Annotated in this window: 13 protein-coding genes and 1 pseudogene; 2 read left to right on the top strand and 12 right to left on the bottom strand. The window is 54.0% G+C overall.

The window, feature by feature from the left end:
• Positions 1–8 precede the first annotated feature (8 nt).
• The 8 genes from M3194_RS04460 to M3194_RS04495 form a co-directional block, all read right to left on the bottom strand.
• Entirely contained in the window at positions 9–1,277 is a 1,269-nt protein-coding gene (locus M3194_RS04460) for an FG-GAP-like repeat-containing protein (protein WP_251651856.1), read from the bottom strand.
• Positions 1,274–2,089, bottom strand: coding sequence for a polysaccharide deacetylase family protein (locus M3194_RS04465; RefSeq protein ID WP_251651858.1), 816 nt, complete (start codon positions 2,087–2,089; stop codon positions 1,274–1,276). Before M3194_RS04465 ends, M3194_RS04460 begins: the two co-directional genes overlap by 4 nt.
• A 36-nt stretch (positions 2,090–2,125) precedes the next feature.
• Complete coding sequence (locus tag M3194_RS04470; protein WP_251651860.1) at positions 2,126–2,815, bottom strand: YesU family protein; 690 nt, start codon at positions 2,813–2,815, stop codon at positions 2,126–2,128.
• Positions 2,815–5,406 (bottom strand): exo-rhamnogalacturonan lyase family protein, encoded by a 2,592-nt coding sequence (locus M3194_RS04475; protein ID WP_251651862.1) that lies wholly within the window; start codon positions 5,404–5,406, stop codon positions 2,815–2,817. The genes M3194_RS04470 and M3194_RS04475 overlap by 1 nt, the downstream gene beginning before the upstream one ends.
• Positions 5,407–5,530: 124 nt before the next feature.
• On the bottom strand, positions 5,531–7,792 hold the full coding sequence (locus M3194_RS04480; RefSeq protein ID WP_311289545.1) for a helix-turn-helix domain-containing protein: 2,262 nt from the start codon (positions 7,790–7,792) through the stop codon (positions 5,531–5,533).
• A 242-nt stretch (positions 7,793–8,034) separates the two neighbouring features.
• Positions 8,035–9,624: an extracellular solute-binding protein gene (locus M3194_RS04485; RefSeq protein ID WP_251651866.1), complete on the bottom strand. Its 1,590-nt coding sequence runs from the start codon at positions 9,622–9,624 to the stop codon at positions 8,035–8,037.
• 124 nt (positions 9,625–9,748) lie between these two features.
• Positions 9,749–10,633: a carbohydrate ABC transporter permease gene (locus M3194_RS04490; protein ID WP_251652138.1), complete on the bottom strand. Its 885-nt coding sequence runs from the start codon at positions 10,631–10,633 to the stop codon at positions 9,749–9,751.
• A 26-nt stretch (positions 10,634–10,659) separates the two neighbouring features.
• Positions 10,660–11,595 (bottom strand): ABC transporter permease, encoded by a 936-nt coding sequence (locus M3194_RS04495; RefSeq protein WP_397334279.1) that lies wholly within the window; start codon positions 11,593–11,595, stop codon positions 10,660–10,662.
• 284 nt (positions 11,596–11,879) lie between these two features.
• Between M3194_RS04495 and M3194_RS04500 the strand changes: the two genes are divergently transcribed.
• Complete coding sequence (locus tag M3194_RS04500; protein WP_251651870.1) at positions 11,880–12,023, top strand: beta-galactosidase; 144 nt, start codon at positions 11,880–11,882, stop codon at positions 12,021–12,023.
• Positions 12,004–13,386 (top strand): annotated as a pseudogene (locus M3194_RS04505) (beta-galactosidase); the annotation flags it as partial. The gene M3194_RS04500 and the pseudogene M3194_RS04505, both read left to right, overlap by 20 nt.
• 102 nt (positions 13,387–13,488) lie before the next feature.
• Here M3194_RS04505 and M3194_RS04510 read toward each other — a convergent pair.
• The 4 genes from M3194_RS04510 to M3194_RS04525 all read right to left on the bottom strand — a co-directional run bounded on the left by M3194_RS04510 (position 13,489) and on the right by M3194_RS04525 (position 22,926).
• Entirely contained in the window at positions 13,489–18,156 is a 4,668-nt protein-coding gene (locus tag M3194_RS04510) for a X2-like carbohydrate binding domain-containing protein (protein ID WP_251651872.1), read from the bottom strand.
• Positions 18,157–18,540: 384 nt separating this feature from the next.
• Positions 18,541–21,048, bottom strand: coding sequence for a LamG-like jellyroll fold domain-containing protein (locus tag M3194_RS04515; RefSeq protein WP_251651874.1), 2,508 nt, complete (start codon positions 21,046–21,048; stop codon positions 18,541–18,543).
• Positions 21,049–21,076: 28 nt separating this feature from the next.
• A complete protein-coding gene (locus tag M3194_RS04520) occupies positions 21,077–21,976 on the bottom strand; it encodes a carbohydrate ABC transporter permease (protein WP_251651876.1) in 900 nt (299 codons plus the stop codon).
• 35 nt (positions 21,977–22,011) lie between these two features.
• Entirely contained in the window at positions 22,012–22,926 is a 915-nt protein-coding gene (locus M3194_RS04525; protein WP_251651878.1) for an ABC transporter permease, read from the bottom strand.
• Positions 22,927–22,980: the final 54 nt, after the last annotated feature.

Consider the following 22,980-nt stretch of genomic DNA (forward strand, 5'->3'; position numbering starts at 1 on the left):
TAGCTCCTCTACTTTATTTCTCCGCCCGGATACAGCGTTGAGCTCGACAGCCGTTTGGGCTGCGGGAGCGAAGAACCTGCTGCGCACTCGCTTAGCTTAGCTTGCTTACTAGAATAAATAGACGCGGTATCATTGGAATAAATAATGACCTGTTCCGTACCGCTGCCCCATAGATCCGCGTGGACGGCATACCCTTCCGAAGGGAACTCTACTACGGCATTCATGTCACCGTCATACAGGGTAGGGAATACACCGCCGCCCCGCCGATACGCCAAAATATAGTCCGGGGCATCCTCGGCCCAACCCCTAAGCGGTTCAATAATGGTCAGCCAGCCCGGAGTCTTGCGGTCTTCCTTCCAGAGCTCTCGGCCTTCGCTGTCTAACAGAAACAGTGCGTCTTTGCCAACAAGGCCTTTGCCGTCATCCTCCCGGACAAGTCGGTCAAGCCCGGCAATCTGCAGGCCCGGCAGGTCGGCGCGGAACCGCCCCAGCGCAATATGCTGCGACTCAACAGACCCCTCATAACGCCACAGCTCCTTGCCGTGCCGGTCATACATCACCGTGACGCTGCCCCCGATCACAAGCTCCGGCTCTCCGTCTCCGTTCACGTCGCCAATCCAGATACAGTCGGCGTGATCGTCCAGATCCCGGCAGCTCCATAAGAGCTTGCCGTCATGATCCAGCAGATCATAGCCCGCCATGACTTCGTCATGGCCGTCTCCGTCCAGATCGTAGACCCACGGGAAATGACCCGGATTCCCCTCATGCGTCCATAACAGCTTAAACTCCCCGTCCAGCGCCCACAGACGGTGATAACGGTCCTTCAGAATAATGTCGCCCGCGTGCGCTCCACCGGTCAAGTTAGCAACGATAATACAGTCATGGGCATGCGGATCAGGCAGCTCATGGACCGACCGAATGCTGCCGTCATGTCCGTTAAGGATAAGGAATTGGCCCTCCATCACGCACAGCACCTCAAGCCTGCCGTCTCCGTCGATATCCGCAATCTGAGCCGGATAATCCGAACCGGCGCGGCCCGCTCCGTGGTTCGGCTTGCCGGTCTGCCAGAGCAGGTTGCCCTCGAGATCGTAAGCCGTTAGACATTGGACCTGATGGGGAATATACCGGACATCCTGACGGTTATCCGGCTGTACAAGCAAGAGCTCCATCCGCCCGTCCCCGTTCAAATCGCCCAACAGCGATTTACAGTGAGGTCCTGCTTCACGAATATCTATCGTACCTAGCAGATAAGGTTCTGTTGTGGATACAAGAGTCATCTTATTTCCTCCTTAGAAAAGCTGATCTGTTCTCCGCCTTTTACTTCCGCAGCCTCGCCGTTTACGTTCAGCCACACGCCGATGGCCGACGGGTTATGCACAAAGCTGAGATCCGCCGCAAACTTCAGGCTCTCGAAAGCTTTCGTATACTGAACAAGCTCCGTATTGGTGCAATACCAGATTTCGGAATGCCCGCCTATGTATTGCCCGAACTGCTCCATAAGCTCCCAATTGTTGTCCATATCAAACTCGTAGCTGTGTCCCCAGACATACATCAGATACAAATATTGCGTCTTCCGAAGACCAACGAATTCCTCTGCATGCTTCATCAGGTCCCGGTTATGATGACAGGTAGGCTGCCATTCCAGCCAGTCATCCGGCATGCCGTAATGACCCGTGCTTGGGACAACCCGCGCGTATTCGATGCCAAGACCCGGCAGCAAATCTTTAATTCGCCGGTTATAGGAGCCATTCGGATACGACATTCCCCGCACGGGATAACCGACGAGACGCTCCAGATTACGCCGGTCCTCCGTCACTTCGTATACGATCTGCTCATTCGGGCAGCGGGCTATGGTCGGATGAGTCAGGGTATGGGCCGATACCTCGTGCCCCGCATAGAGTGCCTTTACTTCCTCCGCCCCTACTCTATCGCCTGATCCCATCAGTCCCGAATTGAGATGAAAGGTCCCCTTCAGCCCATGCCGGTTAAAAATATCAATCAGCCGCCGGTCGGCAAGCTTGCCGTCATCATAACTGAGCGTTAACGCCTTATGCCTCCCTTCCGGAAAGCACATTAATATCTTGTTCATTCCATTACCCTCCCGACTCTGCAAGCAGGCAGCCCCTTACGGGGCATACACCTGCAAATTCCCGTATTCCGCAATAAGCGGAGCCATCTGCCGGAAACCAAGCTTCCCTTTCCCAAGCAGCGGTCCCCAAGTGGAGCCGTCATCCCTCCAGCTAAACAGCAGCAGATCATTCACGGCAAATTGCACATAGGGTCCCTGCTTCAGAAGCTGCATCCGGTACGGCCCGGCGGCATCCGCAACAGCCGGTATGGGATCCGCTCCTTGAGCAACAAGATGGAAGCCATGGCTTTTGCGCAGATTGCATGTATGAAACTTCCGTTCTTCCGGATACCTCCGCCGAAAATAAGACACGTGAAAGGCGTTAATGTCTCCGTGATGGTACTGCTCATAAATGCCAGTCCGCTCGGCAAGTCCGGAGTTGAACAAATCCTGTCCTTCGCGCCCTGCCGCGCAGAAGAACAGAATAGCGAGCCCCGGCTCCCGGACCGGCCAGAAATCCCAAGTAACTGCCATGTCCGCCGGGAACTGCTCCGGGCACCAGAACACCAGATTGGAAGCCTGCCCCTCGGCAGGGTCCCGGGTGCTCTCAAGGCGCATTCGCCCCATCGGGAAGGAGACGGCGCCGTCTCCCTCCATTCGGAATTCGGATACCTCTTCCGCTGAGCTCAGCGGGTTGTTATAGATCATTCTCCAACCAGCCGGAATCCATCTTTTTTCCGTCTTCATTAAGTCAACTCCTGCAGCCTCATCTCCCGGAGCTCCGGCAGATGACCGGCAATCAGCTCCAGGGCAATAATCGTATTCAGCGACCATTGAGCCGCTTCATTGGTATTCATCCAATCAATCTCCCGCAGAGCATCGATGTGAGCCACCGACCGAGCATCCTCCTGCAGGTTAACCGCTGCAAACGAATTGCCGAGCAGAATCTCCCAGCACTTCCGGGCAGTTTCTTCATCCTTCTTGTAATAAGCGCCATAAGCAACAATCGCCGCGCTAAGCACCGGATGCTCGAATCGCTTCGCGCTGATCTGTCCGCCGGTCAGCTTATCCTTCTCTTCCTGCGACTTGTTGTAATACACGCCAAACTCCGCCATCATCTCTTCCCACTCCGGATCCTTCAGCATGCCGGCCAGCTCGAACCATACCTGCGGACCGCCCATGCAAATCGCCAGATGCCGGCCCCAGTTATCGTCGCCCATTGGCGTCAGCACGCCTGTGCGAGGATCATAACCATAGGTTGGGCCGGAGATCAGACCGTAATTGGCTCCTTTGATACAATTAATGCCGACCAACAACTTATCCCGGTAAGAAGCATCTTCGTAACGCTCCCACTGCGTCATCCAGTTGGAGCTGAAGGCTGCCCAGTCCGGACCAACCCGGATATGGGTCGGATGCTCGTCTTTCGGGAAATAAGCCCGCATCGGATCAAGGTTAACGGTCGTGAAGTCCGAGTCCTTCATTTCGTTCATCATATCGCCTATCCGTTCATCTGCCGTCAAATAATAGAAATACCGGTGCAGGCCCGCCATGCCGATCCGAGCTTCCTTGCAGCCGCAGCCCCAATGGACCACGTTATGGCGGGAACCAAGCCCGGCATATTCGCCGAAATGGTATACGTCTACCTCGCTTGTATGTCTCGTCATCGCTTCCGCCATCCGGAATATGTCTTCCCGGCCCGAGCGCAGAAACATGATCCACAGCCACATATTTGGCGCAAGCTCCGTGTTCTGCCAGGCGCAGCCGCCCAGATCATAATTCCATACATGCCGGACCGGATCATAGCTGTGCATGAAATCGCCGTAATCCCACAGACCATACCATTTTCGCTGCTCGACTTCCTCCTGATAGAACGTTATAATGCCGTCCAGCCTCTCCTCGAGCTGCCGCGTGACTTCCGTCGAATGATCCGGCAGGCTCCAGATCCCGAATGCTCCAGCTTCATGATAATAATCCGGCTCGCAGACAAGCAGCGAAGGATTGTCCGTTTCCCCCCTCATCTGCTCCAGCAGCTCAGGCCCTGGCGTTTCCTCCGTGCACCACAGCATCAGCTCATTCGTATTCGCAACTCCATACGGAGTCGCGCGAAGCTCCTCTGCCCCCTCATAAGACGACTCTACGTGAGTCTTCGTATCGTAATGCCGCATATCCATCGGCCCGCCGTCCGGCGACCACAGCCATGCCGTAAGGGAAGCCTCGGCCCCTGAACTCCCATGCACCTCAAAGCCCGACGGATGCTTCTTCCAGAAATGCCGAAGCCCGCAGGCAAGACCGCCGCCTGCTCCGCCAACATAAGCAAGCCCTCCTGCGCGATGGCCGTCCGTTACCTTCACCCAGCTGCAGCCTTCGCTTGTTCTTTTCCAAATCCGGTAATGCTCGGACGACTGCTGCATGATCTTGAAGCTGTCCCATGTGGCGGAGTCGTCCAGCAAGCTTAGGAAATACGCATCCGCGTCAGGCTCAAAGCTAACCCTGCCGCCCGTTGTCTGCAGCTCGAACAGCTCGCGGTATTTGCCTTTTGTCCGCCGGGTATGAAGCGTCTTGGGAGATTCCGCGAATAAACCGTTGTCCCCGGAGAATCGGATATGCCGGTTATACGGCTCTCCTCTCATCGGGACGGAGAAACGGATGCCCAACCCTTTAATAAAATCCTCGTTTGGATTGCCGTCATAGAAGAACGTATGTACAATCCGGATCGTCTCAAGGCCGGCATACACATACAGCCTCATGGAAAAAGGCAGCCATTCCCGCGAACCGGCGGTCGCGCGATGCCTTCCGTCAAGCTTCACAACGGCCCGGACCGGCCCTTGCTGCTCAACCGTTAATCGGTACACCCTGCTCTCGAACGGTTCCTGCCGGATCGTCCTTACGCCGGATGCCTCGCTCACGCTTTCCTTCAAGCAGATCAACTCACCGCCGCTGCACACTTCAATGCCATTGCGGGTAACGCTGCGCAGCCAATGGCTGCCCTGCTTGCCCAACGTGCAGACCATCGCGCCCGTATCCAGTTGAACCGTATCGTCCGTCTCCGTCACCGTAACGCTTAACGACGGGATAACGGCCTCCCCCTTCGTCAAGGTGTAATGATCCGCTCTGCCGCCTGTCCCTGCCGCTGCATGCGCGGACCATTTCACGCTTCCGTCCGGCCAGTAGGCTGTTGCCCAATGCTGCATCGGGACCGGTTCATCCAGGCTCGTCGCAAGACGCAAAGCCTCGTCACGCTGAAGCTCGCCTTCCTTCCAGGGAACCCCCCAGGTGATACCAACCGGCAATGCATGCTGCTGCGGCGATAAGCTGTGCAATTGAATCGTTTTGTCCATTTGCCCTCGTCTCCTTCTCCCGTTTGCCCCATTGTAGAAAACCGCGGATTAATCCTCAATGAGACATTATTGCAGAAGGGGCTGAGTGCATTTGCACATTATTGCGCCGTTTGCACGATCTTGCTCACAGATGCTGGCTCTGCTCCCGGTAGCTTGTTGGCGTCATGCCTTCGAGTTTCTTGAATATCCGATTGAAGTAGCTGTGCTGGTAGCCGACCTGCTCCGCTACATCGTTAATTTTCATTTCCGAATCGCGCAGCAGCTCCTTCGCTTTCTCGATCCGCAGCTCAGTCAAATAATCAATAAAGTTCTTGCCGGTAACCACCTTAAACGATTTGCTCAGATAAAAAGGATTCGTGCCAATATGCTCGGCACAGTTATCCAGCGAGATGTCCTGCCTGTAATTCTGCTGCAGATAAATCATTGCCCCTTCAATCAGGCGCTTCACCTCGGAGCCCGCGCGGCAGGATAATTCCTTCTGATAAGGCGCCAGCACCTTATCCTTGAACCAGGCATGCATCCGCTTCGGCTCCCGGATTTGCGACAGCTGCTCATACAGATTGGCTCCCTTGAACAGCCGGTTCGGATTCACGCCGGAGACCATAATGACATGCTGGATATTGCCAAGAAGATGCAGCATCCCCTGCTGCACGTCTATTTCCTTGGCTCCGGCGCCGGACAGCGCACCCACGAATGCTCCCAGAAGCTCGCTCGCCTCCTCTTCTTTTCCTGTCCGAAGGGCTTGAATAAGCTCACGCTCCAGGGTGAAAGGATACTGCGGCTCCGCCCAGGCCTCACCGTCCAGCACCCCCTGCTCCATATGGATAATCTGGTTGGAGCTGTCGCAGTTGCGGTAGCTGACTGCCTGCTTCACCCGCTCGAACTCGTTCGGAAGATCGGAAATATGGGCGGTCTGGCGGCTGACGGCCAGCGTCACCCTCATGCGCAAGATCCGGTTAACCGAGGTCGTTAATTCCTCGCTGAACGCTTCAACCGCTTCCTTAAGCGAGCTTCCCTCCGGAACAAGCAGCACAATGCCTGCCGTCAAATCATGAAAGTTAAGCGTATCGCTTTGTTCGAAATGCTTGGAAACCAGCTCCTTCATCATATTAACGGCCGCAAAGGTAACAAGCCCCTCGTCGCCGCTCCTGAACGTTTCATCCATATGGGCGATTCCGTTTAACTGAATAAACAAGACGGCAAAGTGACGGCTGTGTACATCCCATTTGAACTTTTCCATGCGCCTTAGCAAATCTTCTTCCGAATACGCGTACAGGTACCCTTGCAGCAGCTGATGCAGGAAGCTTTCCTTCACATGCGGGAGCTGCTCGGCGAGCTTGGAATTCAGCTCAAGCCGCTCCTTATGAAGGTATTGATACTGCTGCTCGATGAGCGTAAACTCGTCATCCTTCCCCGACCAGGCTGCCTCTCCGGAATGCCCGCCAAGCAGTGCTCCAAGCCGCTTCACCGGCGAATAAATCCGGTGCGAAGCGAGCCATGACAGCAAAGCCGCGAGCAGCAGGGCAATCAGACTTACGGTAATAATAAGCTTCGAAATAAACATAACCGGCGACATGATGCTGTTGATCGGTGACGCCGATACATACAGCCATTCATCGGAAATTCTCGACAAGCTGCCGTAGGATACCGTATACGTCGAGCCCTTCCAGTTGAAGAAGAAGGAGCCTTTCTCGGTGTTCATGCCATCAATCTTCTCGTGCAGGGCTTGAACAAACGGATCATTGGAAGCGCTTCCGTTAGCAGAAACGAAAAGATCCCCCGATTTCTGCTGAAGGAATGCTTCTCCCTCGTAATAAGGCGTCATCGTCTGAAGGAGGCTGGCGATCTTCTCGCTGTCAAACCGGAAGACCAGCACGCCAAACGGATTTGGGCTTCCGCCCGGGATATGGTGAACCAAGGTGAGATCCTTCTCGCCCGGATGGGCCCAGTCAAATGCCCAATCCGTCCAATAAGTCAGGTTTTTGCCGTGAATCAGCTTGCTGTATATACTTTTGTCCTGCTGGGTTTGCAGCGGCGTATATTCGGGATTGAACAGGACCTGGCTCTCGCTGCCTACGAACAGCTCGGCCTTCTTGACCAAAGCATTGGAGCCCTGCATGGCGATCAGCGTCTTCGTAATGTCATCCGTTCTTTTGAATTCGCGGACGAAGTCCAGTCCGTTCAGGCTGTAGTCAAACTTATTGTCGAAGGCCCAGTGGGAAAGCAGAAGCTCCAAGTTGCTTAACTGATCATCCATTTGTTCGGATCGTTGTTCAATCTGCTGGTAATGAAGCTGCAGCAGCTCGCTTTCTACCCGTCCGCCGGCCATCCAATAAATAAGTGCCCCGATAATGAGTCCGGGAATGCCGGAAACGATGAAAATCATAATTAAGCTTTTTCTGAAAAAGCGTCCTTTGCCGGATTTTATCCACCAAATTTTCTTTCCATGGAGCATCCTATTCCCCCGTTCCTTTCAGTTATAAATTTGACCTTATAATAGATTCCAATAAAATGGAAGCAGGAATTTCAGACTATTTTGTATAATTATCCGTGAATTTTCAATAATCATGCCAAAACACCCATCCTCCCGAGGGAGTTTTGATGGGTGTTTAAGCCTAGTTATTCTACTTATTTCGCAGTTGCCGCGTACAGCTCGTTCATCTCTTTCACGAGATCGTCGCCGCCGGATTTTTTCCAGGTTTCGAAGGCGGCAAGGAGGCCTGCCTCATCGGTTTGACCAACGATAAATTTGATGCGAGCATCGTTGATGATGTTATCCAGCTGCTGGCCCTTCTGCGAGTAAACGTCGGAGATAAACGGCTCGGCCGGATTCGGTACAATGTACTGCTCGGCTTCCTTCTGAATCTCCGTCGTTTGCAGACGAAGCGGCGTTTGCTGCACGGTGCGTCCGCGCCCGGCCGGAATGAACGGAAGCATCTGGTTGAGGCCTTCCACTTCGGATTCCAGCAGCGCGGCATCCTTGCTGAGCACGATGGATTCTCCGTCCAGCGTATAATGCTTGCCCTCAATTCCATAGCCGGCCAGAGTCGTCAGATCGTCATCATTCATTTGATCCAGGAATTTGAGCACGCGCTTCAGCTCCTCTTCCGTCTTGACCGTCCCCTTCGGAATCGCCAGCAGGCCGGAGAAGCCCGAGGTTGGCAATGCTTTCAGCGTGCCGTCGGCGCCTGTTACGCCAATCATATTGTCCATGTATTGGGCATCCGGATTATCCTTGCTCTCTTTCGCAAGCGCCGCGTGAATCTTATCTTCAATCCGGCCGGCGGTATCCGTAACGTCTACAATGACGCCGGCTTGGCCGTTAACCACCGGATCCACCCATTTCGCCGAATCAAATACCGCAAAGTCCTGATTGATCAGCTTCTCGTCATACAGCTTTTTCATGAATTTCAGAGCTTCCAGATATTCCGGGGTCTGATGCTCCGGTACCAGCTTGCCGTCTATATCCGCCCATTTGTTTGGCGCCCCGAACCAGAGCTTGATCGTGTCGAAGGCGCTCGCCCAGCCGCCGGTCCACTTCACCAGCACCATGCCGTACGTATCGTCCTTGCCGTTCCTGTCCGGATCCTTCTCTTTAAAGGCCTTCAGCATGTTGTAAAAATCATCAATCGTCTTCGGCTGCTCAAGTCCTACCGCCTCCAGCCAATCCTTGCGGTAGACAATGCCGTTGCGGCCAAGAGCGCGTCCGCGGTAAATACCGTAGTTCTTGCCGTCGATGGAGGAGTTGTTCATGATGACCTCGTTCGACTGGCTTAAGTTCGGATAATCCTTCAGATAAGGGCCAAGCTCCCAGAAAGCGCCGGATCTGACGGCGTTTACGAAGCTCGGATCCTTCGACCCTGGAACAAAAATAATTTCGGGAAGCTTCGTAGACGCAAGCGTAATGTTGAATTTATCCCCGTAGGAGGCGTTAGGCACCCATTCCAGATGAATGTTGGTGTTGGTCAGCTTCTCGATCTCAGTTACGACAGGACCGTCATCCTTCGGGAAGTTGGTCTTGAAGATCGGCAGCATAATGCTGATATCAAGCGGCTTCTCGGCGGCGGCTTCCGTTGTTGCCGCTGCGGATGCCGTTGCTCCTGCGGACTCTTCCGGCTTGGCCGTTTCTTCTTTGTTTCCGCTGCAGCCGGCAATGGCTGTCATGGCCAAGGTTCCAAGAGCTGCTGTTGCTACCCACTTTTGCGTTTTTTTGTTCATCTCTACTAGCGCCTCCTAAAAAAGAATGATGAAACCATTTTCACTTCGCAACAATCAACTTAAAGAATGTGTTCTCACTGCGCGTAAGCTTAAGCTAACATTGCTGCCTATATCGCAATCCGGATTACCCCTTCACCGAGCCAATCAAGACCCCTTTGGCGAAATGCTTCTGAAGGAACGGATAGACGAGCAAAATGGGAATGGTGCCTATAACGATAACCGCCATCTTGATGGATTGATCCGGCGGAGCCACAAAGTTCGGATCCATCGAATTGATGTCGCCGGCAGCCGTCTGCGACAGCAGCACGATCTGTCTGAGCATAACCTGCAGAGGCCATTTTTGCGGATCATTAATGTACAGCAAGGCGGAATAGAAATTATTCCAATGCCCCACCGCATAAAACAAGGTAAACGTCGCAAGCACCGGCATCGAGAGCGGAAGAACGATTTTCCATAGCAGCCCAAGCTCCGTGCAGCCGTCAATCTTGGCCGCTTCCTCCAGCTCGGCGGGCAGCTCCTGGAAGAAGTTCTTCACGATAATCAGATTAAACGCGCTGATCGCACCCGGCAGCATCAAGGCCCAGAAGGTATCAAGCAGGTGAAGATCGCGCACGACCAGATAGGTCGGAATGAGACCTCCGCCGAACAGCATCGAGAAGACAATCAGGTTAAGCACTGTATTGCGTCCCATCAAATTGCGCTTGGATAAGGCATACGCCATGGTTACCGTAAAGAACAGATTCACTAATGTACCAAGGACCGTCACGTACAGGGATACCTTGATGCTTTGCAAAATCGTGTCCGTTGAGAAAATAAACTGGTAAGCCGCCGTTGTGAACGTCTCGGGAATAAGGAATACGGCTCTCTTCGTTAATTCCGCATCGGATGCGAAAGATCCCGCTATGATGTATATAAAAGGCAGCACGGCGAGCAGGCTGATGGCGCCCAGCACGACCATGTTCGTAATATCAAACGCCGTTCCGGATGCGCTTTTGTATTGTTTTGTCACGGACATCTTCTCCTTTCCTCCAGGCATTAATAGATACCGGATTGTCCAAACCGCTTAGCCAGCCAGTTCGCTCCAAGCACGAGGGTGACGCCGATCACTGCCTTGAACAAGCCCACCGCCGTACTGTAGCTGAACGCCCCTTGCGTAATGCCCATCATATAGACATAGGTATCGAATACTTCCGCCGTCTCCCGGTTAAGAGGGTTCAGCATGAGGAAGATTTGCTCGAAACCGTTATCCAGCACATCGCCCATCCGCAGAATCAGCAGAATAATAATCGTGCTTCGGATCGACGGAAGCGTAATATGCCACAGCTGCCTCCACCGGTTCGCCCCGTCCGTTATCGCCGCTTCGTACTGCTCGACATCCACACCGGCAAGCGCCGCCAAAAAGATGATGGTGCCAAAACCGGTTTCCTTCCAGATCGTCTGCATAATAATCATCGGCCTGAACCAATCCGGATTCGCCAGAAAGTCGATCTTCGTTCCCGTATATTTGAGCAGCAGCTCGTTGATCAGACCACCTTCGGTCGTCAGGAACACGTAGGTCAAGCTGGCCACAATGACAAGCGAGATGAAATGCGGGATGTAGATCAGCGTCTGCACGATTCTTTTGAAGAAAGCCAGCCTAAGCTCGTTTAATAGAAGGGCCAATATAATAGGTGCCGGGAAATAGAACACCAGATTGTATAAGGAGAGTATTAAAGTGTTTCGCAGCAGCATGAAAAATTCGGGATTCGTGAAGAACACGTGAAAATGATCCAGTCCTACCCAATCGCTCTTCCAGAAGCCGAGGAAGGGCTGATAGTTTTTGAAAGCCAGAAGCACGCCCCACATGGGCACGTATTTAAAAATAATGAAGTATAACAGGCCTGGAGTTAAAAGCAAGTACAGCCACTTGTCTTTCCTGAGTCTCCCCAGCACGTTAGGTCGTCTTCTCTTTGAGATCGTTGTCTCCTGCATCATTGGAATCTGGCCGGGAGCAGCCGCCTGCTTCATTTCAAGTCACCTCCAAGTTTTGATCGCAACCGCATGCCCTTATTATTGAGTCTCCCGGCCTTTCCGCCAATCGGACATTTTTGAGAAAGCCCTTACATTCGCTTGGGACAAGCGTAAATCAATAAAATGCAAACCCGTCAAAATAGTAGAAAGTCCCGTCAAACCGGGCAAAATTGTACGATTGTTCCCGACTGTTTGAGCGCCTATATTGTAACTGCACACGATTTCAGAGGAATAGGGGTTGGAGTATGGGAACGAAGCTGTACCATGGAGCTGCTTGGTATCCTGAGCTATGGAACGAGCAGGTACTGGAAGAAGATATTAAGATGATGAAGCAAGCCGGAATCAATGTGGCAAGAATAGGCGAATTGCCCGGCACCCTTCCTCCATAATTCGTCGCTGAAAACCATGTACCAGCAATTCTCCGTGGAGAAAATCGCCGAGTTCGCCGATGAGCAAGCGGTTATTATCCGCCGTCATTCGGACGCTCCCATTACGCATAACAGCAGTATGGCATTTAGCGTGGATAACGAAAGGCTGTTCCGGAATCTCGACTTTGCTTCCTTTGATTCGTACGCCACCACCGATCATGTTCCGGCCTTTCTTATTAATAATGACCTGTTCCGCAGCTTCAAACGCGGCCGGGATTATTGGATTATGGAGACAAGTCCTTCCTTCGCCGCCTCGCTTGGAAGCTATGCGAAGCCGCATCCTGACGGCTATCTTCGCGCGGAAGCCGTTGCCGCTTACGCCCTTGGCGCCGAAGCGTTCTGCTATTGGCTCTGGCGGCAGCAGCGGGCGGGCTGCGAACAGCCGCATGGATCGGTATTAAGCGCCTGGGGCAAGCCGGCCGTTGGTTATCATAATGTGCTTGAGGTAGAGAAAGCTCGCCTTGAGCTGGAGGAAATCATCTTGAACTCCCGTCCGGCGCAGGCGGAAACGGCCCTCACCTATTCAGACCGGGCTAAAGCATTTCTGAAGACGGAGCCGCACCGAAAGCTGAATCACCGCGGGCTGATGACCGACTTTTATGCGCGAATCTTGAACATAGGCATTCACCGCGATGTGCTGCCGGAGGGTTCAGAGCTGGAAGGGTATAAGCTCTTATTTACGCCCTTCCTCCCGTACGTGGCAACGGAGTTTGCGGATCGCGCGATCCGCTTTGTAGAAAATGGAGGTATATGGGTCGTTGGTCCGCTGACCGGCGGACGTACGAAGGAGCATACGATTCATACGGACTCGGCTCTCGGCAGGCTGGAGACGCTGGCTGGCGTTGAAGCCGTGCACACGTACCCGATGGATGGCAGCGGCGCTATTGGACATGCATTTGGCCATTCAGCCCCGCTCTCCCTTTGGAGCAGTGTATTTAAGCTTGAAGGAGCGGCGGCGGTTGGGACCATAGAGGGGGGATTAACGCCCGAGCTTGCCTGGATTACCGAGAAAAAGCACGGCGAAGGCAAGATTGTCATGGTTGTATCGATGCCGGCGGGCGAAGAAGGACAGCAGCTGCTAGAAGCGCTCATTCAGCATTATGCGGATGAGGCCGGAGTAACGCAATGCTCTGATGTCACACCGGGCACAATCGTTGCCCCTAGACGCGGGGATGGTGAGGTCTGGGTCATAGTAAATATGGATGGCCGAGGAGGACACGTGACGATTCCGCGGGCAGCAGTCGACGGGTTTACAAAAGAACCACTTATTGCCGGAACCCGGCTGCAATTACAAAGATACGAATACAGGGTCATCCGATTCTAATCAATCGAAATGAAGCGTTGGTTAGGCAAGCTGAATTTCTTCCATCAAAAAAAGCATCGCCTCCGACATGCGGAAGCGATGCTTCTTCGTTATCCCTGCTGCTTATTTACGGATCGATGCCGCTTCGATATCTCCGAACGCCCAATAGCTTGACGGGACGTCCTTCCACGACGAAGATCCGTTGTCCAACGGTTTAATGCCCAGCGCCCGGTTAAGCACGACGACTGCTTCGGCGCGGGTCAGCGCGCGATCCGGCCGGAACTTGTCGTCGGCATAGCCTTTGATATAACCTGCGCCCTCCGCTGCTTTCACCGCCTGCTCCGCCCAGTGGCCTGCCGTATCGGCAAAGCCTGCGCCTGTTACGGAGCCGCCGCCAGCCAGCCGTACAGCGAGTGCGGCCATTTCCGCCCGCGTAATCGCCTTCTCCGGCCGGAACGTGCCGTCGGCGTAACCGTTCATCAAGCCAGCCGCCGTTGCCTTGTTAATCGCGTCCTCTGCCCAGTAACCCGACTTGACGTCGCTATACACGCGGCCGTTAGTTCCCTCCGGGCCGCCCTGCGCAACGCGCGACAGAATGGTCGCCATTTCCGCCCGGGTAATGACCTTCTCCGGCTTGAACAGATTGCCTTCGAAGCCCTGCATGTACGCGGCAGGCGCCGTGCCGGACGATTCGCCCGACTTCAAGAGCGCAAACGTGCTGAATTTCGAGTTCTTGAATTGAATTCCCTTGCCGCCGTCAATATCAACCGCGACGCCCTGCTTATATTCCACGGTCCCGTCGCTATGCTCGATGTAGACGCCGATATGCGCAAGGGCATCTGCGCTCCAGTCTCCCGCCGGAAGCGGCAGCACGAGCGTTGTCTCACCGGCCGGCAAGTTTGTATCAATATCAGCCGGATAGCCGACCAGCGTCAACTGTTTGTCGTTGACGGCTTTGGAAATGACCGTCGAGAAGTTGGCGCGGCGTTCAAGCTGCGTCTTCTGCTGTTCCGACTTAACAGGCGCAATGAGGAAGTGGACTTCCGTGTCGATGCCTTTCAGCACGGCGTTTGGCACATGAATCTTCGCGCCCGACACCTCGATGACCAGATCAAGTCCGCTGGCCGCAAGCTGTTTAACCGCCTCGGCATCCAGCTTCACGCCGGCCGCTGCCGCCTCGCCCTTCGAATCCGGCACCACAAGCTTCAAGGCGGTCGCACCCGAAGCCTTGCGTGCATCAATCAGAGTCTTTGCGTCTTTGCCGATCAGCGTCAGCTCATCGCGAACGGTGCCGTCCGGCTGAGTCGTACGCACGATCTTTGGCGCATCCGTATCCACCGGCGGAGCAACAACGCCTCCGCCGCCGGATGCCGGCGGCACGCTTGCCTCTGCTACAGCAAATCGCAGCGAGTCGGCAAGAATCAGTTCTCCCGATTTTTTAACGACGCGGATCGTATGCGTTCCCGCAGTCAATCCCGATACGTTGTACAAGCTTGTTTGCGAATCGCGGCTGACAGCGTGCGCGTTAACCGTCGCTTTCAGTTCGCCGTCGATATAGACTTCCATCTCGCCTTGCTTCGGTCCAATCGGGGACAGCAGCTCAATGCCTGTGCCTTTGAAGGTGTAGGAGAAAGCTGCTCCGTCCTCCGCGGATGCGTGAACGTCATCTGCGTAATCGCCTCTGAAGCGGAGCGTCAGCTTCGTTGTGCCGACCGGCTGCGCGGATAGATACGACTGTTTAATCGTCAGTACATGATCCACCAGCGTGTAATCGGTGCCGCGAACGAGCGCCGTTGCGCCGTTATAGATACCGTTCAAGCTGTCGGGGCTTGCCAGCAGATTCACGCTGACATCCGCCGGCGCGCTCTTCACGAAGTCCGTCGAGGAGACGTCGATCAGGTCTGGCAGCTGCACGCGCAGCGCATCGAGCAGCATGAACTTTCCTGATTTCTTCACGGCTTTCAGCGTATGGAAGCCGTTCGTCAAGCCGCTTACCGTATACACGGTCCGCTGCGGCGCATTGTGCGCGCCTTCTTCGCGCGTGCTGACCGTGCCCTTACTGACCCCGTCAATGAAGATTTCGACGTCGCCTTGACCCTCGTCTACCTCGGTAATGTAGTCAATTCCCGTACCTTTGAACGTATAGGTGAAGAATGCATCGTTGTTTTCCGTCCATTGCACGTCATCCTTATAATCGCCCAATCCACGGCCGCCGCTGCGGTTCCAGCTGCCCGTATAGCGGATGCCCGGATCGTCGTTATTTACGATGACATTGCGGCCAGGCGAAGCCGAGTTCGCGATCGAGAGAGCAAGCGTCCTCGGACTGCTTTGCGAGAATTCGAACGATAAGCTCGCGTTCCCGAGAGGCAGCGATGCCAAATAGGATTTCGCAATGGTCACAACATTGCCCTCGAGCGTATAATCCGTGCCCTCGGTTAATGCAGCCGCGCCATTGGTAATGCCGGACAGCTCGTTAGCGCCCGCGAGCGTCAGCGTAACCTTAAGATCCGCCTGTGCGCTTGGCCGTTTGTCGAAGGAAGCCGACACCGGACTGATCGATGTTCCGCTTACGGCTACGGATAACGTCTGCGCGTCCCCTCCCGCGAATCCGAAGCTGAGCACCGTTGATTGACCGGACGCCTGCTTGGCCAGATAGGCCGATTTAATGGTCACGATGCCGTCCGACACCGAATAGTCGGTTCCTTGCTGCAAGGCTGCGGAGCCGTTGCTGATGCCGGTCAATGTGCTCGCGCCCAGTTGCAGCGGAACCGTAATGTCGGCCGGCTCATCCTTGTTAAAGCTTGTTGCTGAAGGCGTTCCTAGCAGCGTCTCTGAAGTCACCTTCAACGCGTCGACAAGGAAGTAGTATTGACCCCCGCTGTTTCGCACCGCCCTTAGCGTATGTGTACCCTGCGTCAAGTCCGTCTTGCTGAATACCGAGTGCTGTCCAACCTGTTCGCTGCCATAGGAATCAACGGTCGACTGGAACTCGCCGTCGATATAGATGTCGATCTTGCCGCTGCTCGTGCTTTGCTCGGCCAGCAGCTCGATGCCGGTGCCATTGAAAGTGTACGTTAACTCCGGCTCCGATCCATCCGGCTCGCCGTAGTGCACGTCGCCCATGTAATCGCCAAATGACCTGCCGGTGCTATGGCCCCATTTATTGGTGTACGTAATCGCCGGATCATTATTGTTGATCGTTACCGTATAGGATGAAGGCGCATTGCCTCCCGTTCCCGACGAGCCGTCGCCGTTCGAATCGCCGCCGGTACCCTCGTTCGAATGACCGCCGGTGCCGGATTCCGAACCCGACGACTCCGCGATGACAACGGACAAATCCTGCGCGTCGCGCACGAGCTCGTTGCCGCCATTGCGCGTCCAGCCGCCGGTATATTTCATGCCGGTATCGTCATCGTTCACGATGGAGGAACCGCTCTGAGCCGTCACCTTGAACAAGCGCGAAGCATGAGGCTCGAGATATAACGGATCAATGCCGGCCGCCGAGCTGCCCATTTCCTTATGGCTCCACAGATCGCGAATCGAGCCGGTGCCGCTTAGCCCGATATCGCTCCATTTAACGCCAACACGAGCGCCCTTGCTGCCAAGGTTAAACAGCGCAACCGTATACGTGCCGTCGCCGTTATTGGCATACCACGCTTGCTGATCGGTCTCCATCGACACCGGATGGATCGGCCGGCCCGCCTGGTTAACCGCCAGTACCTCTTCGTTGGTCAAGAGCGACAAGCCGTAGTCATCCAGCTTGGTTAAGTCGTCTCCGGTATAAAATTGCGCCGCTGAAGCCGCCCATAACGTAGCAGCCGTCTGCCGCTCATCCTTCGTCAAGCCCGACGTCTCGCCATTGCCGACGTTCAGGGAATCGAAGTCGTTCCAGCCGCCAGGACCGGCATCGCGCCACCAGAGCGCCGCGCCGGGGAACAATCTGGCAATGTTCGCCCATTGCGTCATGCCGATATTAGGATCGTACGATTCCACATCCCAATCGATGCGCCAGCCGTTTGCGTACTTTTTCCAATAGTCGACGTAGTTGTGATCCAGCGCCCAGCTCAGCTCAAACCAAATGCCGTGCTTGCTGAGCGCCTCGGACCAAGCCTTAACGTCGCCGCGCGCGTCGATGCTCTCGTCGTTATGGCCGGAGCCCGGCGTCACGCTGTCAAACTTGACGAAGTCGACGCCCCACGAAGCGATCAGATCGGCGATCGAGTCGACGTACTTTTGCGCGCAAGGATTATTGAAGTCGATCTTGTATCCGAGATTCCAATAATCTCCGTATTTATAAGGCCTAACCACGATGTCGCCAATCGTGCAGCCCGGCGCTCCGTAGATCGGCAGATCGCGTTCGACCGCATCCGGCGATACGCCGGGAATCATATAGATACCGAGCTTCTGCCCGTTAGCGTGCACGTAGTCAATCAGGTTCTCAAAGCCGTTCGGATACTTTTCCGTACTCGGAATAGGCCGTCCGTATTCGTCCATGCTGCCGTTCCAGCCTGCGTCAATGTTAATGTATTCGTAGCCGTACGCCTGCAGCTTTTCGTGCATCGTATCGGACATCAGCTTGATCTTGTCTTCCGATATCCAATTGCCCGACGGGCCGTCGAACACCTGCATGCTGTAGCTGCTCCAGCCCATATAAGGCTTCTGCGCCAGGCCGTTGTCGGCCGCCTCCGCGACGTTCGTCCCCGGAGGAATGAAGCCGATCTGCGCCAGCACGGCGATCACCAGCCATATGCCCATCCACGCCTTGCTCCGGCGTTTTGCGTTAACGCTCAATCTTTGCAACCCCTTTACCCTAGTTATTCGGCAGCGCTTCGCCCGGTATGTAAGTGTGCTTGCAGCCGCAAATGAAAACGCTTACCGTATAACCGATTGTAGCCATCGTCCGTTCGTGAAGGTAGGTACATTTCGGTCGTTTAGCGTACCGGATTCCCGATTTAGGGGGTACATATCGCCTGTTAATGGACAATTTTTCCTGTACCCTGAACGATTAGGGGAAAATAACGCAAACGGGATGACTGCGAATCCAATACCCGCTTCGTCCCTTCGGCTCCGTCTCTGCCGATCCGCTGGGAGCACCGCCAGCCTATACGATCTCATGCAAAAAAAATCGCCGGCCTCCCGTATGAACAGGCTGGCTGGCGATTTTCTCAATTCCCCTTATTGCTTTACTAAATCCTCTATCTGAGCCGGGCTTAATGCGCCTTCGTACACCTGCAGCTCATCGAGCTGGCCTTTGAATGGCGCATCCCACCAATTTACGCCAAGGCTGAAGACCGCGTCCGTCCCGGTGAAAATATCCGGGAAGTTCGAGCCGCTGAATTTTTGCTGGCCGTTGACATAGACGCTTAGCGTACCGTTATCCACGGAGTACGCCAGATGCGTCCATGAACCGACTGGAATGGTCAGCCCTGCAGTTCCGTCATACCAGACACCGCTGCCGGACCATACCATCGTATGGTCTTGGGCCGGACCTTTGGGCACCAGGCTGACCCAGTTAAAGCCGTCCTTCGCTCCAAAGAAGGTTGTCGTATATGTCGTCAACTGATCGGGCTTCACCCAAAGCGATACCGAATATTGATTGCCGTCGATCAATTTATTTGGCAGCCGTACGCCGGAATTACCGTCGAAGACCGCAGATTGCCCTTCTACGCCATCCGCATACGACAACAATCCGCCCGTGTTATCGATCCGGCTGCCGGTAACCGAACCTGCTCCATAGCTGCCGATCGAGTCGCTCAAGTCGTTTTCGAATGAATATTTCGCCACAAGCGAAGCATCCGTATAGGGAAGAACGGTTAACGTAAAGCTCTTGGAGCCGGCTGCCGTCCCTTTCTTCACCGCTGCTTCAAGAGTAACGGTCACTGCCTCGGAACCCGAGGCTGGACGGATGACCTCGCCCGCTGCGGAGACAACCGCCGGGTTGCTGGATGTCCACGTGATTGCAGCATGCCGCATCCCTTCCGAAGGAAGGTTCAGATTCGCAATCACGCGGGTTGTATCACCCAAGCTCAGATCAGCCAGAATATCCTTCACAACCTGGGAATCCGACTTCGCTTCCTGCTTGCTGCCCCAGATGGTAACCCCGTCGCCGGACATGGCGGTAAACGTCATCACGTACGATTCCGACGCCGGATCCCAGCCTTTGACGAATACGCCTTTGTAACGCTTGCCGCCCAAAGTAAATTCCGCCTCATTATGACCGGTCAGCTTCCATGTTCCGGCAGTATCACCTGTCACTTTGTTATTCTTGCTTAGCGTAATATAGCTGGACTCTACCAGCTCGGCGGTTGTTCCCTTGCCATGATTGATAAATTTGTACTCGCCGGTCAAATCCTCGCGCTTCACCTTTTCAAGCGACTCTCCCGAATACCGGTACGGCGCGGTTACAAGCCAGCCGTCCTTGTTCATGAACATTTGATGTACGCGAACCTCGTGAATCTCGCCTTTTTGCGGGAATCTGGAATGGAATACAAGAAACATGCGGCCCGTCTTCGGATCCTGATAGAAGGAGTTATGACCGGGCGATACATAACCGTATCCGATTCCCGTACCCGGTTCGCCTACTTCCCGCTTAAACAGGAAGTTGCCCATCAGCTTGTTCCCGAATGCCGAAGGATCGATGTCACCCGGAAGCACCGCGCTTTTGCCTGCCGCATCAACAAAAGGGCCAAGCGGATTTTTCGATCGGTACAGCCTCATGTTATAGCCGCCGTCGGCGCCAAGCCATCCGAGAGTTTCGAACAAATAATAGAAGTCCGTTTCTTTGTTGTAGACCATGTACGGGCCTTCGCCGGATTTGTAGTACCCTCCGGCAATTTTTGTGCCAAAGTAACGGTCTACAAGTCTGCCGTCCTTCGTTGCCGAATCTTTGCCCGGATAGATCGCCTTGCCTGTCGCCGGATCAATCTGCAAGGCGAAAATCCCGCCCGACCACGAGCCGTAAGACATCCACAGCTTGCCGTTCTTGTCGAACATCAACTGAGGGTCAATCGCATTCGGATAATTGATATTGGCGAACGAGCCGTCCGGATTAAACCACTTATCGCTCTGGCCGCTCAGCTTGCCCGCTGTGATCAGCTGCGGAATATTGGTATTGCTCCACTTCTTGTTAATGACGCTGTTGGCATCAAAGGCATCATTTGCCGTAAAGCCGGAATAAACGAGCGTATCGACATACGTATAAGGACCTTCCATCTTTTGCGATACCGCAAAGCCGATAGCCGAGCGGATATACGTTGAAGACGTGCAGTAATACAGCATATAAGCACCCTTTGTCCCGTCCGCATTCCGATAACCGGCATTCCAGAACACATCCGGCGCCCAGACGGAGAAGCCGCCTTTGCTGTCGGAGTCATTCTCGCCCGCCCACTTGAAGGACGCCGCGAGATTTTGCGAGAGATTGCCATAGAGTACATTGTTTGGCGTTGCATATCCGTTAGTGAAGGTCGTCCAATTCATCAAATCCGTAGATTTGGCCGCTTCGATATGGGAACCAAACACATAATACGTATCCCCGTCTTTTACGATTGAAGGGTCGTGCACGGACACATTACTAAACGTTGGTTCTGCCGGAGCACCGCCCGAACCGGGCTTACCCATAGCGGTAATCGGTAGAGCCAGCGTGAAAATAAGGATAAGCGACAGAAGCTTATGGGATTTGATCATAGAATGGCACCTTCTCCTCTCCGAATTGTCACCCTTTTACCGAACCGATCATTACCCCTTTCTCGAAATATTTTTGCAGGAACGGATACAGCATTAGAATCGGCAATGACGATACGATAATGACGCCGTATTTGATCTGATCGGCATAACGCTGGGCATAACCGCCCGATGCCGCGCCGCCGCCCGTGCCCGCTCCGTTCTGGAATACCTGGTTAGAGAGCAGGATATCCCGAAGCACGATTTGAAGCGGCTGCAGATTATTGTCCCGGATATAGATCAGGCCGGTGAAGAAATCATTCCAGTGTCCGACCAGGTAATACAACCCGATAACGGAGATCAGAGCCTTGGAGAGCGGCAATGCCACCTTGGCAAAATACATGAAATGCGAGCAGCCGTCCATCACCGCGGCCTCGTACAGCTCGGCCGGCAGCGCTGTCTCGAAGAATGTGCGCGCAATAATCAAGTAGAAGATATTCACGCAAAACGGCAGAATAAATACCCAGAACGTATTCGTGATATGGAGATCCTTCATCAGCAGGTAGGTTGGAATAAGGCCGCCGTTAAAGAACATCGTGACGACAAACAGGAACATGATCGGGCGTCTCGCCTTAAATTCCTTCCTCGACAGCACATAAGCTGCCGGCATCGTGAACAACATGTTCACCAGAGTTCCGAACAACGTGTAAAACAAGGTATTGCGGTAGCCGGTCCAGACTCGGCTGTCCTGGAAGATCTCTTTGTAGCCAAACAGGCTTGTGCCTTTCGGAAAGAACAGCACCTTGCCGGTAGACACGAGTGTCGAATCACTAAACGAAGCGATTACGATAAAATAGAGCGGATATAAAATGATGAGGAAAATGACCGCACATAAGGCGAAGAGCACAATATTAAAGGCAAGCTCTTTCCCTCCTAGTCCTTTAAGCGCCATAAGGACCTCCTTTAAAAGAATTTTCACGCAAACAGCTAATACAGACTTGTATTGGACATTTTCTTGGATGCCGCGTTCATCGCAAACAAGAAGACAAAGTTAATTACGGTATTAAAGAGACCAATTGCAGATGCATAGCTGAACTGGTTGGATATAATCCCAATTTTGTAGACATAGGTGGCAATAACCTCAGAGACAGGCAAATTCAGAGAGTTCTGCATCAAGAAGATTTTCTCAAAGCCGGTACTTAGGATGTTGCCCATACTGAGAATGAACAGAATGATAATCGTAGGCACCAGCGCGGGCAGATCGACATAACGGACCATCTGCAGCCTGCTCGCCCCGTCAATCTTGGCCGAATCATAGAGCTGCGGATCAACGGTAGACAACGCCGCCAAATAGATGATGCTGTTCCAGCCGCAATGCTGCCAAATATCCGACAGCACGTAGACCGGAATAAAGGTATTGGTCGAGGCAATCAGATTGATATGTCCAAGCCCAAGTCCCTTCATCATGTAGCCGATAACGCCGGTCTCAGGGGACATCAGCACGTTCATCATGCCCACAAGGACAATAATGGATATAAAATGAGGCAGATATACGGTCGTCTGCATCAGATTTTTCATTCGCTTGCGGCGGATCTGGTTCAAGATCAGGGCAAGAATTATGGGCGCCGGGAACCCGACGATAAGGGTCGCCAAGCTGATTAGAAACGTATTGCGCATCAGATCGCTGAACAAATAGCTGTCGATAAACTGCCTGAAATAGTCGAGGCCCCGCCAGGCGCCTCCGGTCAAGCCTTTCGAAAAATCAAAATCGCGGAACGAAAGCTGGATGCCGTACATCGGTATATAGTTGAAGATCAGAACAGCGGCAATGGCGGGCGCAATCATAATCCACAGCTGATAGTCCCGCACGAATGTCCGAAGTATTCCTCCTCTTACGCGCATTGGCCGATAACCCCCTCTGCCTGCCAGAGCCGGCATGCCGTATCCAGTACGACA

Origin of the sequence: Paenibacillus glycanilyticus (assembly GCF_023715145.1) — a bacterium.
Classification (GTDB): domain Bacteria; phylum Bacillota; class Bacilli; order Paenibacillales; family Paenibacillaceae; genus Pristimantibacillus; species Pristimantibacillus glycanilyticus_A.